Origin of the sequence: Novosphingobium sp. (assembly GCF_036820275.1) — a bacterium.
In the GTDB taxonomy this organism is placed as follows: domain Bacteria; phylum Pseudomonadota; class Alphaproteobacteria; order Sphingomonadales; family Sphingomonadaceae; genus Novosphingobium.
The window spans coordinates 16,662-28,554 of sequence record NZ_DAISLT010000015.1 but is presented as its reverse complement, the minus strand read 5'-3'; the positions used below and the strand labels follow the sequence as shown (position 1 = coordinate 28,554).

The 11,893-nt window shown below is 65.0% G+C and carries 11 protein-coding genes; 6 read left to right on the top strand and 5 right to left on the bottom strand.

Going from position 1 to position 11,893, the window contains the following annotated elements:
• Window positions 1-77 precede the first annotated feature (77 nt).
• The 3 genes from V7066_RS13435 to V7066_RS13425 all read left to right on the top strand — a co-directional run bounded on the left by V7066_RS13435 (window position 78) and on the right by V7066_RS13425 (window position 2,038).
• The gene (locus V7066_RS13435) at window positions 78-1,160 is read left to right on the top strand and encodes a PA0069 family radical SAM protein (RefSeq protein WP_334183550.1); all 1,083 of its coding nucleotides are present in this window, start codon (window positions 78-80) and stop codon (window positions 1,158-1,160) included.
• A 163-nt stretch (window positions 1,161-1,323) separates the two neighbouring features.
• Window positions 1,324-1,674 carry a hypothetical protein gene (locus V7066_RS13430; RefSeq protein ID WP_334183549.1) on the top strand — a complete coding sequence of 117 codons (351 nt, stop codon included), beginning with the start codon at window positions 1,324-1,326 and terminating at the stop codon, window positions 1,672-1,674.
• Between the two features lie 76 nt (window positions 1,675-1,750).
• A complete protein-coding gene (locus tag V7066_RS13425; RefSeq protein ID WP_334183548.1) occupies window positions 1,751-2,038 on the top strand; it encodes a hypothetical protein in 288 nt (95 codons plus the stop codon).
• A 19-nt stretch (window positions 2,039-2,057) separates the two neighbouring features.
• Here V7066_RS13425 and dnaE read toward each other — a convergent pair whose 3' ends face one another.
• Entirely contained in the window at window positions 2,058-5,657 is a 3,600-nt protein-coding gene (gene dnaE, locus V7066_RS13420) for a DNA polymerase III subunit alpha (RefSeq protein ID WP_334183547.1), read from the bottom strand.
• A 298-nt stretch (window positions 5,658-5,955) separates the two neighbouring features.
• Between dnaE and V7066_RS13415 the strand changes: the two genes are divergently transcribed.
• Window positions 5,956-6,573, top strand: coding sequence for an RcnB family protein (locus V7066_RS13415; RefSeq protein ID WP_334183546.1), 618 nt, complete (start codon window positions 5,956-5,958; stop codon window positions 6,571-6,573).
• Window positions 6,574-6,592: 19 nt separating this feature from the next.
• Here V7066_RS13415 and V7066_RS13410 read toward each other — a convergent pair whose 3' ends face one another.
• The 4 genes from V7066_RS13410 to V7066_RS13395 form a co-directional block, all read right to left on the bottom strand.
• Window positions 6,593-7,090 (bottom strand): glutathione peroxidase, encoded by a 498-nt coding sequence (locus V7066_RS13410; RefSeq protein WP_334183545.1) that lies wholly within the window; start codon window positions 7,088-7,090, stop codon window positions 6,593-6,595.
• The gene (locus tag V7066_RS13405; RefSeq protein WP_334183544.1) at window positions 7,074-7,358 is read right to left on the bottom strand and encodes a hypothetical protein; all 285 of its coding nucleotides are present in this window, start codon (window positions 7,356-7,358) and stop codon (window positions 7,074-7,076) included. The genes V7066_RS13410 and V7066_RS13405 overlap by 17 nt, the downstream gene beginning before the upstream one ends.
• An 88-nt stretch (window positions 7,359-7,446) precedes the next feature.
• The gene (locus V7066_RS13400) at window positions 7,447-8,121 is read right to left on the bottom strand and encodes an ABC transporter ATP-binding protein (RefSeq protein WP_334183543.1); all 675 of its coding nucleotides are present in this window, start codon (window positions 8,119-8,121) and stop codon (window positions 7,447-7,449) included.
• Window positions 8,114-9,355 carry a lipoprotein-releasing ABC transporter permease subunit gene (locus V7066_RS13395; RefSeq protein WP_334183542.1) on the bottom strand — a complete coding sequence of 414 codons (1,242 nt, stop codon included), beginning with the start codon at window positions 9,353-9,355 and terminating at the stop codon, window positions 8,114-8,116. Before V7066_RS13395 ends, V7066_RS13400 begins: the two co-directional genes overlap by 8 nt.
• A 312-nt stretch (window positions 9,356-9,667) precedes the next feature.
• Here V7066_RS13395 and purF point away from each other — a divergent pair, with 312 nt between their 5' ends.
• Together purF and V7066_RS13385 are read left to right on the top strand one after the other, a co-directional pair.
• Window positions 9,668-11,116, top strand: coding sequence for an amidophosphoribosyltransferase (gene purF, locus V7066_RS13390; RefSeq protein ID WP_334183541.1), 1,449 nt, complete (start codon window positions 9,668-9,670; stop codon window positions 11,114-11,116).
• Window positions 11,113-11,844, top strand: coding sequence for an SDR family NAD(P)-dependent oxidoreductase (locus V7066_RS13385; protein ID WP_334183540.1), 732 nt, complete (start codon window positions 11,113-11,115; stop codon window positions 11,842-11,844). Before purF ends, V7066_RS13385 begins: the two co-directional genes overlap by 4 nt.
• Window positions 11,845-11,893: the final 49 nt, after the last annotated feature.

The window sequence follows — 11,893 nt, the reverse complement described above, 5'->3', positions numbered from 1 at the left end:
CCTAGGGCTTGGCGCATCCAAGATCAACCAAGCCGGCTCGACTTGCATTTTGTTCTCTTTTTGTTCATATGAGTCGCATGCCAGTCCATCCTCAAATCCACAAGGGAAGAGGCGCCGTCAGCGGCCAGGCGAGCCGGCGCTTCAATCTCCCCCAGCGGGAGGCGGACGGCGACTGGCTAGACGCGATGGAGGATATCGACGGCCCCGCCCGCCATCCCGCCACCACCGTGACCGAGGAGCACCCACGCTCCATCCTGTCCTTCAACAAGTCTCCCGACATTCCCTTCGACCGCTCGATCAACGCCTATCGCGGCTGCGAGCACGGCTGCATCTATTGTTTCGCGCGGCCAACCCATGCCTATCACGACCTCTCCCCCGGTCTCGATTTCGAAACCAAGCTATTCGCCAAACCCGATGCGGCGCGGTTGCTGCGCGAGGCGCTGGCGAAAACCAGCTACCGCCCGGCCCCGATCGCCATGGGCACGAACACCGATCCCTACCAGCCGATCGAAGGGCGCTATCGGATCACCCGCAGCATTCTGGAACTCTGCCTGGAAGCGCGCCACCCGGTCACGATCACCACCAAGTCCGACCGCGTCTTGCAGGACCTCGACCTGATCGCCGCAATGGCCCGGCTGAACCTCATATCCGTGGCCATCTCGGTGACCAGCATGGACGCCCGGCTCTCGCGCCTGCTGGAACCGCGCGCGGCCGCGCCCGCCAAGCGGATCGCGGCGCTCGGCAAGCTGGCGGCGGCGGGCGTTCCGGCCCACGTCTCGATCGCGCCGGTCATCCCCTCTATCACCGACCCGTTCCTGGAGGATATCCTCGCCGCCTCACGCGAGCAGGGCATCCATCATGCGACCTGGATCATGATCCGCCTGCCCCATGAAGTCGCGCCGCTGTTCCGCGAATGGCTGGACGCCCACTTCCCCGACCGCGCGGGCAAAGTCATGGCGACGATCCAGTCGATGCGCGGCGGCAAGGACAACGATCCGGCATTTTTCACCCGGATGCGCCCGCAAGGCGTCTGGGCGGACCTGTTCCGGCACCGCTTCAAGATCGCCATGAAGCGCATGGGATTCGCGAGGCCCGCGCATATCCTCGATTGCTCCGGTTTCCGCCGACCGTCGCTGGACGGTCAACTCTCGCTGTTATAGCCTGCCGCTTCCATTCCCGGAGACAGACGGCATGTACCTGGCAACGCTCGCTCTTTTTGCTGATGCTGTAGTGTCCAGCATCTCCCCTCCGTCCAGCCGACCCCCCGCCGAACCGGCGTTCAGGCTCTCCTGCGACAGGGGCTGCCTCTCGCCGATCGAAGCCGTGACATATGCTTCCTACCTTGGCGACAAGGCCGGAGTCGCGGGCATGTTCGACATGCCGGTCGCCGAAGTGGGGCAGCAGAACGGCCTGTTCTACCTGAATTCCGAAGCCGATTATCGCGACCGCAATTGCCTGACGGTAGCCCTGACGCCGGCGGCGATGCTGCAACTCGTCGGCACCAGCGATCTCGACCGGGTCCGCAAGCGCCTGCGGGGGCATCGCGTGATCGTGCGCGGCGTGGCGCAGCGCCAGCGGATCGATTTCACCAGCGACGGGAAACCATCAGGCAAATTCTACTATCAGGTCCATGTCCGGGTCGGCACGGCCAGCCAGATCCGCGTGACGACCTGAGCGGCCTACCGGCCAGAAACCTAACGCCAACTGGGACGTTTCCCTGCCCAACGATAAGAACTGGACAGGAAACCTCATGGCCGATGACCCCGTAAACGTAGAGCGCGCGCCCGAGGCGCCCACGACGACCACCACGATCATCCGTGAGCGCGGCTCCGGCGGGGCGACGGGCATCGTAATGGCCTTGATCCTGCTGATCCTGGTGGCAGGCGGAATCTACCTGTTCAGTCAGGGCACGAAGAGCGAGACCGCAAAGGACGACGCGATTTCCGAAGCTGCCAACCGTGTCGGCAATGCGGCCGACAAGGCAGGCGACGCCGCGCAGAACGCCGCCGACAACCTCAACAAGAACGAAAACAACTGAGCCTGACCGGCGGACCGGATCAGGCCGCGCGGCGAAGCCCTTCAGGGCCGCGCCGCGCGATCAGAGAAACATTGGATAGCCCCGCCACGCTGGCCAGATGCTCCGCGAAATCGCCGTCCAGCGCGAAGTCCCGGCCCAGCCGAACCTTCTGCTTGCGCCCTTCGCCCAGATCGAGCGTCGCCACCACTTCACCGCAGCCCGGCGCGCCCGGACGCATCAGCATCGCCAGTTCCTGAACCGCCTCGACCCGGTCGATATCGAGCGTCAGCAGCATGCGCGCATCGGCCTTCACTTCGTTCAGCGGCCTGGCCCCGCGCACCGTCACGCGGGGCGGCTCGTCGGGGCTGGGGCTGTCCAGCTCGACGTTGAGAAGAATGCAGGCGTCTTCCTTCGACCACCGCACGAAGTTCTCGACCAGGCTCTCCTCGAAGCAGGAAGCCGAGAAGTTGCCCGACTGGTCGGAAAAGTCGGCCATGACGAAGTCCTTGCCGCGCTTCGTTTTCCGCTTCTGCACATTCTCGACCATGGCCGCCATGACCGCGCCGGTCCGACCGGCGCCGCCGCCGGTCATGAGACTGGAATACGTCCGCGCGCCGTTGGCCGATGCCACTGCGCGATATTGCTCGACCGGATGGGCCGCGAAGTAGAAGCCGAAAGTCTCGCGCTCCTTGGCCATCTGGTCGGTGCGGTTCCAGGGATCCGCCTCGACAAGGCGCAGACCCTGCTCGACATGATCGTCACCGCCGAACAGGCTGTTCTGGTCGGAATTGCGCTCACGCGAGGAACGATCGGCCTCGGCCAGCAAAGTGTCGGCATTGGCAAGGACTTTGGCGCGGTTCGGCTCCAGAGCGTCGAAACCGCCCGCCGCAGCGAGGCTTTCGAGCTGGCGGCGGTTCATCGACCCGGCCGGGGCGCGGCGGAACACGTCGTCGAGGCTGACGAACTTGCCGTTCGCCTCGCGCTCGGCGACGAGCGCCTCCATCGCCTTTTCGCCGACGTTACGGATACCCGCCAGCGCATAGCGCACGGCATGGCTGTCCGGCGTTTCCTCCACGCAGAACTCGGCTTCCGACATGTTGATGTCCGGCGCGGCAAGCTGGATGCCGTTGCGGCGGGCATCGTCCACGAAGATCGCCAGCTTTTCCGACTGGTGCATGTCGAAGCACATCGAGGCGGCGTAGAATTCGTGCGGATAGTGGGCCTTGAACCAGGCCGTGTGATAGGCCAGCAGCGCGTAGGCGGCAGCGTGCGACTTGTTGAAGCCGTAGCCCGCGAACTTGTCGATCAAGTCGAACAGTTCGTTGGCCTTGGCCGCATCGATGCCCGAAACGTCCTTGCAGCCGTCGACGAAGCGCTGGCGCTGCTTGTCCATTTCCGCCTGGACCTTCTTGCCCATGGCGCGGCGCAGAAGGTCTGCGTCGCCCAGCGAGTAGCCTGCCAGGATCTGCGCGGCCTGCATGACCTGTTCCTGGTAGACGAAGATCCCGTAAGTCTCGCTCAGGATTCCCGAGAGCTTCTCGTGCGGATACTCGATCGATTCCAGCCCGTTCTTGCGGCGACCGAACAGCGGAATGTTGTCCATCGGGCCGGGGCGATAGAGCGAGACGAGCGCGATGATGTCGCCGAAGTTGGTCGGCTTCACCGCCGCCAGCGTGCGGCGCATGCCTTCCGATTCGAGCTGGAACACGCCGACCGTGTCGCCGCGCTTGAGCAACTCGTAGACCGCCGTATCGTCCCATGCGAGGGTCGAGAGGTTGATCGAGATGCCGCGGCGTTCCAGGAGGTCGCAGGCCTTCTTCAGCACCGACAGCGTCTTGAGGCCGAGGAAGTCGAACTTGACGAGACCGGTGTCTTCCACCGACTTCATGTCGAACTGCGTCACCGGCATGTCGGAGCGCGGATCGCGGTAGAGCGGCACCAGCTGCGCCAGCGGACGGTCGCCAATGACCACGCCCGCCGCGTGGGTGGACGAGTTGCGCGGCAGGCCTTCCAGCTGCACGGCCAGATCGACGAGGCGCTTCACTTCGTGGTCGACGTCGTATTCGCGGCGGAATTCGGCGACCGGCGGATCCTTGGTCACGCCGTGCTGCTTGCGGCCGTGGAGGGCTTCGGTCAGCGTCCAGGGATCGGTCGGATGGTTGGGCACCATCTTGCAGAGGCTGTCGACCCGGCCATAGCTCATCTGGAGGATGCGCCCGCAGTCGCGCAGCACCGCGCGGGCCTTCATCTTTCCGAAGGTGATGATCTGGGCGACGTGGTCGTGCCCGTACTTGCTCTGGACGTAGCGGATCACTTCGCCGCGACGGGTTTCGCAGAAGTCGATGTCGAAGTCCGGCATCGAGACGCGTTCCGGGTTGAGGAAGCGTTCGAACAGCAGGCCCAGTTTGAGCGGATCGAGGTCGGTCACCGTCAGCGCCCAGGCGACCAGCGAACCTGCGCCCGAGCCACGGCCCGGTCCGACCGGAATGTCGTTGTCCTTGGCCCACTTGATGAAGTCGGCAACGATCAGGAAGTAGCCGGGGAAGCCCATGCCGACGATGATCTGCACCTCGAAATCGAGGCGCTTGGCATAATCGAGGAAATCCTCGGTAACGCCGCGTTCGGCCAGCTCCCTGTAGGCGGCCTCGCGCTCCTCGCCCTGGAGGGCCATGGCGGCATCGAGTTCTTCCTCGGTGACGTCCGGCCAGTAGGGCGCCAGCCGTTGGGCCAGACCCGCGCGCGAATTGTCCGCCAGCATCCGCGCTTCGCCTTCGAGGTCACCGGCGAGGCTGGGCAGCAGCGGCTTGCGGCGCGGCGGCATATAGGCGCAGCGCTGCGCGACCACGAGCGTATTGGCCAGTGCCTCGGGCAAGTCCGCGAACATTTCCTGCATCGTCTCGACCGGCTTGACCCAGCGCTCCGGCGAGGAACGCGGGCGGTCGGCCGCATCGACCTGGGTCGAATTGGCGATGCAGAGCATGGCGTCATGCGCGGCGTGGAACTTCGCTTCGGCATATTGCGCGGGGTTGGTGCCGACGAGCGGGATATCCCGCGCATAGGCGAGCGCGATCAGGTCCTCTTCGCTGCCGTCCTCGGCCTCGTCGCCGGTGCGCGCGATCTCAATGTAGAGGCGGTTGCCGAACAGCGCCTGCAGGCTGTCGCAATAGCTTTCGGCGGCCTCCACCCGGTCCGCTGCGTAGAGCCGGGCGAGTGCGCCCTCGCCGCCGCCGGTCAGGCAGATCAGGCCGTCGGTATGGCCGCGCAGGTCATCCAGTTCGACATGGGCTTCGAGATGAAGCGGGCGGTCGAGGTGCGCTCGGCTGACGAGATCGCACAAGTTGAGCCAGCCCGCCTCGTTCTGGGCGAAGAGCGCCAGCCAGTCGATCGGGCGGTCCTGCCCCTGCTTCACGGCGCCGGGACGGGCAACCGCGAGGAAGGTGCCGACGATCGGCTGCACCCCGGCGCCCTTGCAGGCCTGGGCATATGTCGGCGCGCCGTAAAGACCGTTGCGGTCGCAGATTGCGGCGGCGGGGAAGTTTCGCTCCTTGGCGAGCTTGGCTGCGGCCTTGGGGTCGATCGCGCCGTCCAGCATCGTGAAACTGGAGAAGATGCGGAGCGGTACGAAAGGTGCGTGGGCCATCGGCGGAATTTAGGCATTGCCCCCACCCCCGATCAAGGCGGGTCTGGGGATAAGGCGGGGGATAGGGCGAACGACATCTCCAAAATGGCGCAGATTGAGCTTGCCGGAACGCAGCCACGCGCTCTCCAAAGAGCGCCTTGAAAACGACGGGAAATCGGCTCATGGTCGCGCATGTTCCTGTCCTTGCCGGACATTCCGCTTCCGGCTTCTTCAAGAACCCTTGAGGATTCATGCACATGCCGCGCCGGTTCCGGCGCTTAACGTCTTTCGTCCAAGCGGCAGTTCTGGAGACGCGTGAATGAAGTTCGCCTATCTCGCTTTCGTCCCTCTCCTGCTGGCACCCGAAGGCATCCTGCCTTTGGAGTTCGCGGCCATGGCACAGCAAAACCGGCCCGATGGGTCGCACGGCCAGAGCGCGAGACCGCCCGGTGGTGGAGGTAGCGGCGGAGCCAATCGTCCCGGTCAGCCCGGTGGCGGAAGGCCGACCAATCCGGGTGCGGGCAGCAACAGGCCGCAACCCGCTCCGCAGCCGGTTCCCCAGCCGCAACCCACCCGGCCCGGCGGCAACCACGGCCAGCCGGGCCGCCCCGGCGCAGGCAATGACCACCGGCCTCCGCAAGGCGGATACCGCCCCGGTCAGCCGGGAGCGAACCGCGCGGGCCGACCGGGCACCTTCCGGCCGATGCGCGCGCCGGCGTACCGATATCCGCGCGGCTACACATATCGCCGCTGGTCGATCAATATGATGCTGCCGGCGATCTTCCTGTCGTCATCCTACCTGTTCCAGGATTACGGCATGATCGGCGTCGGCCCGCCGCCCGCGGGTTACTATTGGGTCCGTTACGGCCCCGATCTCCTGCTGGTGAATCGCCGGAGTCGCCGCGTCGTCGACGTGATCTACGGCGCATTCTACTGAGCGTGGGAGGCGCTGCCCTTCAGAGCAGCGCCTCGACGTCCTTCTCCAGGCGTTCCGGCTTGTCTGTCGGAGCGTAACGGCGCACGACCTTGCCGTCGCGGCCGATCAGGAACTTGGTGAAGTTCCACTTGATCGACTTGCTGCCGAGCAGGCCAGGCGCCTCGCGCTTGAGCCAGGTCCAGAGCGGCGCGGCATGGTCGCCGTTCACATCGATCTTGCCCATGAGCGGGAACGAGAGCCCGAAATTCACCTCGCAGAACGACGCGATCTCATCGGCCGAACCGGGCTCCTGCGCTCCGAACTGATTGCAGGGGAAGGCGATCACCTCGAAGCCCCGGTCGCGGTACTTGCGCCAGAGTTCCTCCAGCCCGGCATATTGCGGGGTGAAGCCGCACTTGCTGGCCGTATTGACCACCAGCAAGACCTTGCCGAGCCGGTCGGCGAGACTCACCGCCTCGCCGCCGGGCAGTTGCGCTTCGAAATCCGCGATCGTGCGCGGTTCAGCCGGTGACGCCATGAGGGAAATCCGTCCTTCGATAAAGACGGCGTATCTCCCCGATTTCCAGCAGCCTGTCACCGTCCTTCTGAACGGAATAATTGTCCTGGTCCGCTTCGGGCAAATGCATGACGTAGCGGATCAGATTGGCCACGGTATCTCTGCGGATAGCCTTGAATACGTTGAATACACCCCCACCGTCGGCCGTCTTGTGCAGTTCTGCACTGTCGTTCCAGCCGGTGCCTTCGCCCGCCGGATGGCCTTGGATGGTAGTGGGAAAGTCGCTCATAAAACGCTCCTTTCGCGCGTCTTGCCTCGATAGCTAAAACGCTTAGACCATCAACGATGTTCCCCCGATGAACGTCAGGCGAGGAACGTCAGGTCAGCACCCCGTCATGCAGTCTTACCACGCGGTCCATCGCCGCAGCCAGACGCTCGTTGTGGGTAGCCACAAGCGCGGCGCTGCCCTGCCCGCGCACCAGTTCGAGGAACTGGGCGAAGACCTTGTCGGCGGTTTTCTCGTCGAGATTGCCGGTGGGTTCGTCGGCCAGAACCAGCCGCGGCTTGTTAGCCAGCGCACGGGCAACGGCCACGCGCTGCTGTTCGCCGCCGGAGAGCTTGCTCGGGCGATGGTCCAGCCGCTGGCCGAGGCCGAGCGCGCCCAGCAGTTCCGTGGCCCGCGTCTCGCATTCCTCGCGCGACTTGCCGGTGATGAGCTGCGGCAGGACCACGTTCTCGATCGCGTTGAAGTCGGGCAGGAGATGGTGGAACTGGTAGACGAAGCCGATGTGATCGCGACGCACCGCGGCGCGGCGGTCCTTGCCGAGCTTCGAGGCATCGATCCCCGCAATCTCGATCCGGCCGCCGAAGCCGCCTTCGAGAAGGCCGATGGCCTGGAGCATCGTCGATTTGCCCGAACCCGAAGGCCCCAGCAGCGCAACGATCTCTCCGGGCTGGACGTTGAGATCGACGCCGCGCAGCACATCGATGCGGACACCGCCCTGCTCGAAACTGCGGGTCAACTTGTCGAGGCGAACGACGGGATCACTCATAACGCAGTACCTGCACGGGATCGGTGCTCGCCGCCTTGAAGGCGGGGTAGAGCGTGGCGAGGAAGCTGAAGATCAGGGCCATCACGCAGATCACCGCGATCTCCACCGGATCGGGCCGCGAGGGCAGCTCGGTCAGGAAGCGGATCGAGGGATCCCAGAGGTTCTGGCCGGTCACGATCTCCACGAAATGGACGATGGGCTGGCGGAAATAGAGGAACACCATGCCCAGCAACACACCGGCCACCGTGCCTAGCGCGCCGATGCAGAAGCCGGTCGTCACGAAGACCTTGAGCAGCGAGCGCCGGGTCGCGCCCATCGTGCGCAGGATCGCGATGTCGCGCGTCTTGGCGCGCACCAGCATGATCAGCGAGGACAGGATGTTGAACACAGCCACCAGCACGATGATCGAGAGCACCACGAACATCGCCACGCGCTCGACCGCCAGCGCCTCGAACAGCGAGGCATTGATGGTCTTCCAGTCGGTGACGATCGCCCGGCCCTTGAGCTGGCGTTCGAGAGGCGCGAGGATTTCGCCGACCTTGTCGGGGTTGTTGGTGGTCACTTCGATCATGCCGATGGCGTCGCCGGACAGCATGAGCGTCTGTGCATTCTGTAACGGCATGACCACATAGGCCTTGTCGTAGTCGTAGATGCCGATCTCGAAGATGGCGGCGACGCGATAGGCGATCTGGCGCGGCACCGTGCCGAAGGGCGTCGAGCGTCCGAGCGGATTGATGACGGTGATCGTGTCGCCCACTTGCGCGCCAAGGTTCTGCGCGAGCTGGGAGCCGATCGCGACATTGTCGCTGCCCGCGGCAAGTTCGGCGAGGTTCCCCGCCTTGACCTTGTCGTTGAGGCGGGCCAGATCTTCGCGGGTGTTGCCGCGCACGAGAATGCCTTCGACCCGGCCATTGAAGGTGGTCATCAGCGGCTGGTCGATCAGCGGCGAGGCGCGGGTGACGCCGGGCGTCGCGCGAACGTCCTTCAGCACACCCTGCCAGTCGTCGAGCCGACCGCCGTAAGCCTGGATGATCGCATGGCCGTTGAGCCCGACGATCTTGTCGAACAGTTCGGCGCGGAAGCCGTTCATCACGCTCATGACGATCACCAGCGCGGCGACGCCCAGCATGACCGCCGCCAGGCTGATGCCGGCGACGAGGGCAATGAAGCGCTCGCCCTTTCCGGGCAGCATGTAGCGCTTGGCGATGGTCCATTCGAAAGGGGATAGGATCAAGCGACGGGTCCGTCTGAGATCGGGCAGATAAGCCCGGCATTAAGCACATGTCGGAAAGCTGGCAAGCTGATGGGATATCACGCGTGTCGGCAGGATGAACGGGAGTGCATCCGGAATGGACGCATAAAGAAGCAGCACAAACGCTCAGCGTGCGATTCGGCTCCTTCGCATCGTCATCAGGCCGTCATCGAGGGCGCTCAAAGCCGCCGTCCTCACGGACTCACGGGCGTTTCGCTGCTGGGCCTTGCATTTGAAGCCAACTCGCTCCAAATGCGCGGGCGATTTGGCGCGACGGCAGCCCGGACGACATCCATGAACATGACACATCCCTTTCGAGACGCCGACGGGGACAAGCTGCGCGAAGAGTGCGGCGTTTTCGGCGTAATCGGCTCCAAGGACGCAGCGAACATCGCCGCGGCCGGGCTTCATTCCCTTCAGCATCGCGGCCAGGAGGCCGTGGGCATCACCAGCTTCAGCGGCGAGGAGTTCCACTCCCATCGCGGCCTCGGCCATGTGGCGCAGGTGTTCTCCCAGCGAGAGCTGGACACCCTGCCAGGCACCATGGCTTCGGGCCACGTCCGCTACGCGACGACCGGCGGATCGGGGCTGCGCAACGTGCAGCCGCTCTTCGCGGACCTTGCCGCGGGCGGCTTCTCGATCGCCCATAACGGCAACATTTCCAACGCGATGACGCTGAAGCGCGATCTGGTTTCGAAGGGTTCGATCTTCCAGTCGACCTCCGACACCGAGGTGATCATCCACCTTGTCGCGACCAGCCGCTACCCCACGCTGCTCGACCGTTTCGTCGACGCGCTGCGCATGGTGGAAGGCGCCTACTCGCTGATCTGCATGACGGCCGAGGGCATGATCGCCTGCCGCGATCCGCTGGGCATCCGCCCGCTGGTCATGGGCCGCATCGGCGACGCCACCGTCTTCGCCTCGGAAACCGTGGCTTTCGACGTGATCGGCGCCGAGTTCATCCGCTCGATCGAGCCGGGCGAGCTGGTCCAGGTCGACCACAAGGGCACGATATCCAGCCACCGCCCCTTCGGCAATCCGGCTCCGCGCCCCTGCATTTTCGAGCACGTCTATTTCAGCCGTCCCGATTCGGTGATGGACGGCCTTTCGGTCTATGGCGTGCGCAAGCAGATCGGCATGGAGCTGGCCAAGGAAGCGCCTGCCCTCGCCGACGTCGTGATCCCGGTTCCCGACAGCGGCGTCCCTGCCGCGATCGGCTATGCCCAACAGTCGGGCATTCCCTTCGAACTCGGCATCATCCGCTCGCACTATGTCGGCCGCACCTTCATTCAGCCGGGTGACGCGGCCCGCCACGCGGACGTGAAGCGCAAGCACAACGCCAACCGCGCCATCGTCGAAGGCAAGCGCATCATCCTGATCGACGATTCGATCGTGCGCGGCACCACCTCGATGAAGATCGTCGAGATGATGCGCGACGCCGGCGCCGCCGAAGTGCACATGCGCATCGCCAGCCCGCCGACCGAGCATTCGTGCTTCTACGGCGTCGACACGCCCGAGCGTTCGAAGCTGCTGGCCGCCAACATGGACATCCAGGCCATGGCGGACTTCATCAAGGCCGACAGCCTTGCCTTCGTCTCGATCGACGGTCTCTACCGCGCGGTCGGCGAGGATAAGCGCAACAAGAAGCGCCCGCAGTTCTGCGACGCCTGCTTCTCGGGCGAATATCCCACCAAGCTGACGGACTTCACCGACCGTTTCGCCGGGGAGCGCAACGCAGCGTGAGTGAAAATGCAGGCGGGAAGCCGTTCGAAGGTCAGGTCGCACTCGTAACCGGCTCCAGCCGGGGCATCGGTGCGGCCACCGCCGTCGCGCTCGCGGCAGCCGGGGCGCATGTCCTGCTGACGGGGCGTGACACCAAGGCACTCGAAACGATCGAGGACCGGATCTACCAGTCGGGCGGCTCGGCGACGATCGCGCCGGTCGATCTGGTCGAGCCGGACGGCATCGCCCGCCTCGCCACCGCCGTCTCGCAGCGCTGGGGCAAGCTCGATATCCTCGTCGTCAACGCGGCGGTCCTGCCCGAATTGACGAGCGTGGCCGACATCGACCAGCGTGCCTTCAACAAGGCGCTGACCACCAATGTCCTCGCCACGCAGGCCCTGATCGCCAATTTCGACGGTCTCCTGCGCAAGAGCGACGATGCCCGCGTGATCGGCCTGAGCAGCGGTGTCGCGGAAAAGCCGCGCGCGTTCTGGGGCGCCTATGCCGCCACCAAGGCCGCCAGCGACATGCTGCTCGACTGCTATGCCGAGGAAACCCGCAACACCTCGAAGGTCCGCGTCGCCGTGGTCAATCCCGGCGCCACCCGCACTGCCATGCGCGCCCGCGCCTATCCGGGTGAGGCTCCGGCTTCGGTAAAGCCGCCCGAAGTCGTGGCGGAACGTCTGGTCGCCCTGCTGGGCGAATCGTTCGAGACCCGGCACCGGGAAACCGTCGCATCCACATTTTAACCCTGTGGTAACCCATTCCTGATTTCCTGCCATGGTCGGCGCGTATGTC

Excerpts from the sequence above, each read along its gene's own strand:
- V7066_RS13415 (WP_334183546.1), top strand. The coding sequence starts at position 5,956 with ATGAAGTTCGCCTATCTCGCTTTCGTCCCTCTCCTGCTGGCACCCGAA.
- V7066_RS13410 (WP_334183545.1), bottom strand. The coding sequence starts at position 7,090 with ATGGCGTCACCGGCTGAACCGCGCACGATCGCGGATTTCGAAGCGCAA.
- V7066_RS13405 (WP_334183544.1), bottom strand. The coding sequence starts at position 7,358 with ATGAGCGACTTTCCCACTACCATCCAAGGCCATCCGGCGGGCGAAGGC.
- purF (WP_334183541.1), top strand. The coding sequence starts at position 9,668 with ATGAACATGACACATCCCTTTCGAGACGCCGACGGGGACAAGCTGCGC.
- dnaE (WP_334183547.1), bottom strand. The coding sequence starts at position 5,657 with ATGGCCCACGCACCTTTCGTACCGCTCCGCATCTTCTCCAGTTTCACG.
- V7066_RS13425 (WP_334183548.1), top strand. The coding sequence starts at position 1,751 with ATGGCCGATGACCCCGTAAACGTAGAGCGCGCGCCCGAGGCGCCCACG.
- V7066_RS13400 (WP_334183543.1), bottom strand. The coding sequence starts at position 8,121 with ATGAGTGATCCCGTCGTTCGCCTCGACAAGTTGACCCGCAGTTTCGAG.
- V7066_RS13435 (WP_334183550.1), top strand. The coding sequence starts at position 78 with ATGCCAGTCCATCCTCAAATCCACAAGGGAAGAGGCGCCGTCAGCGGC.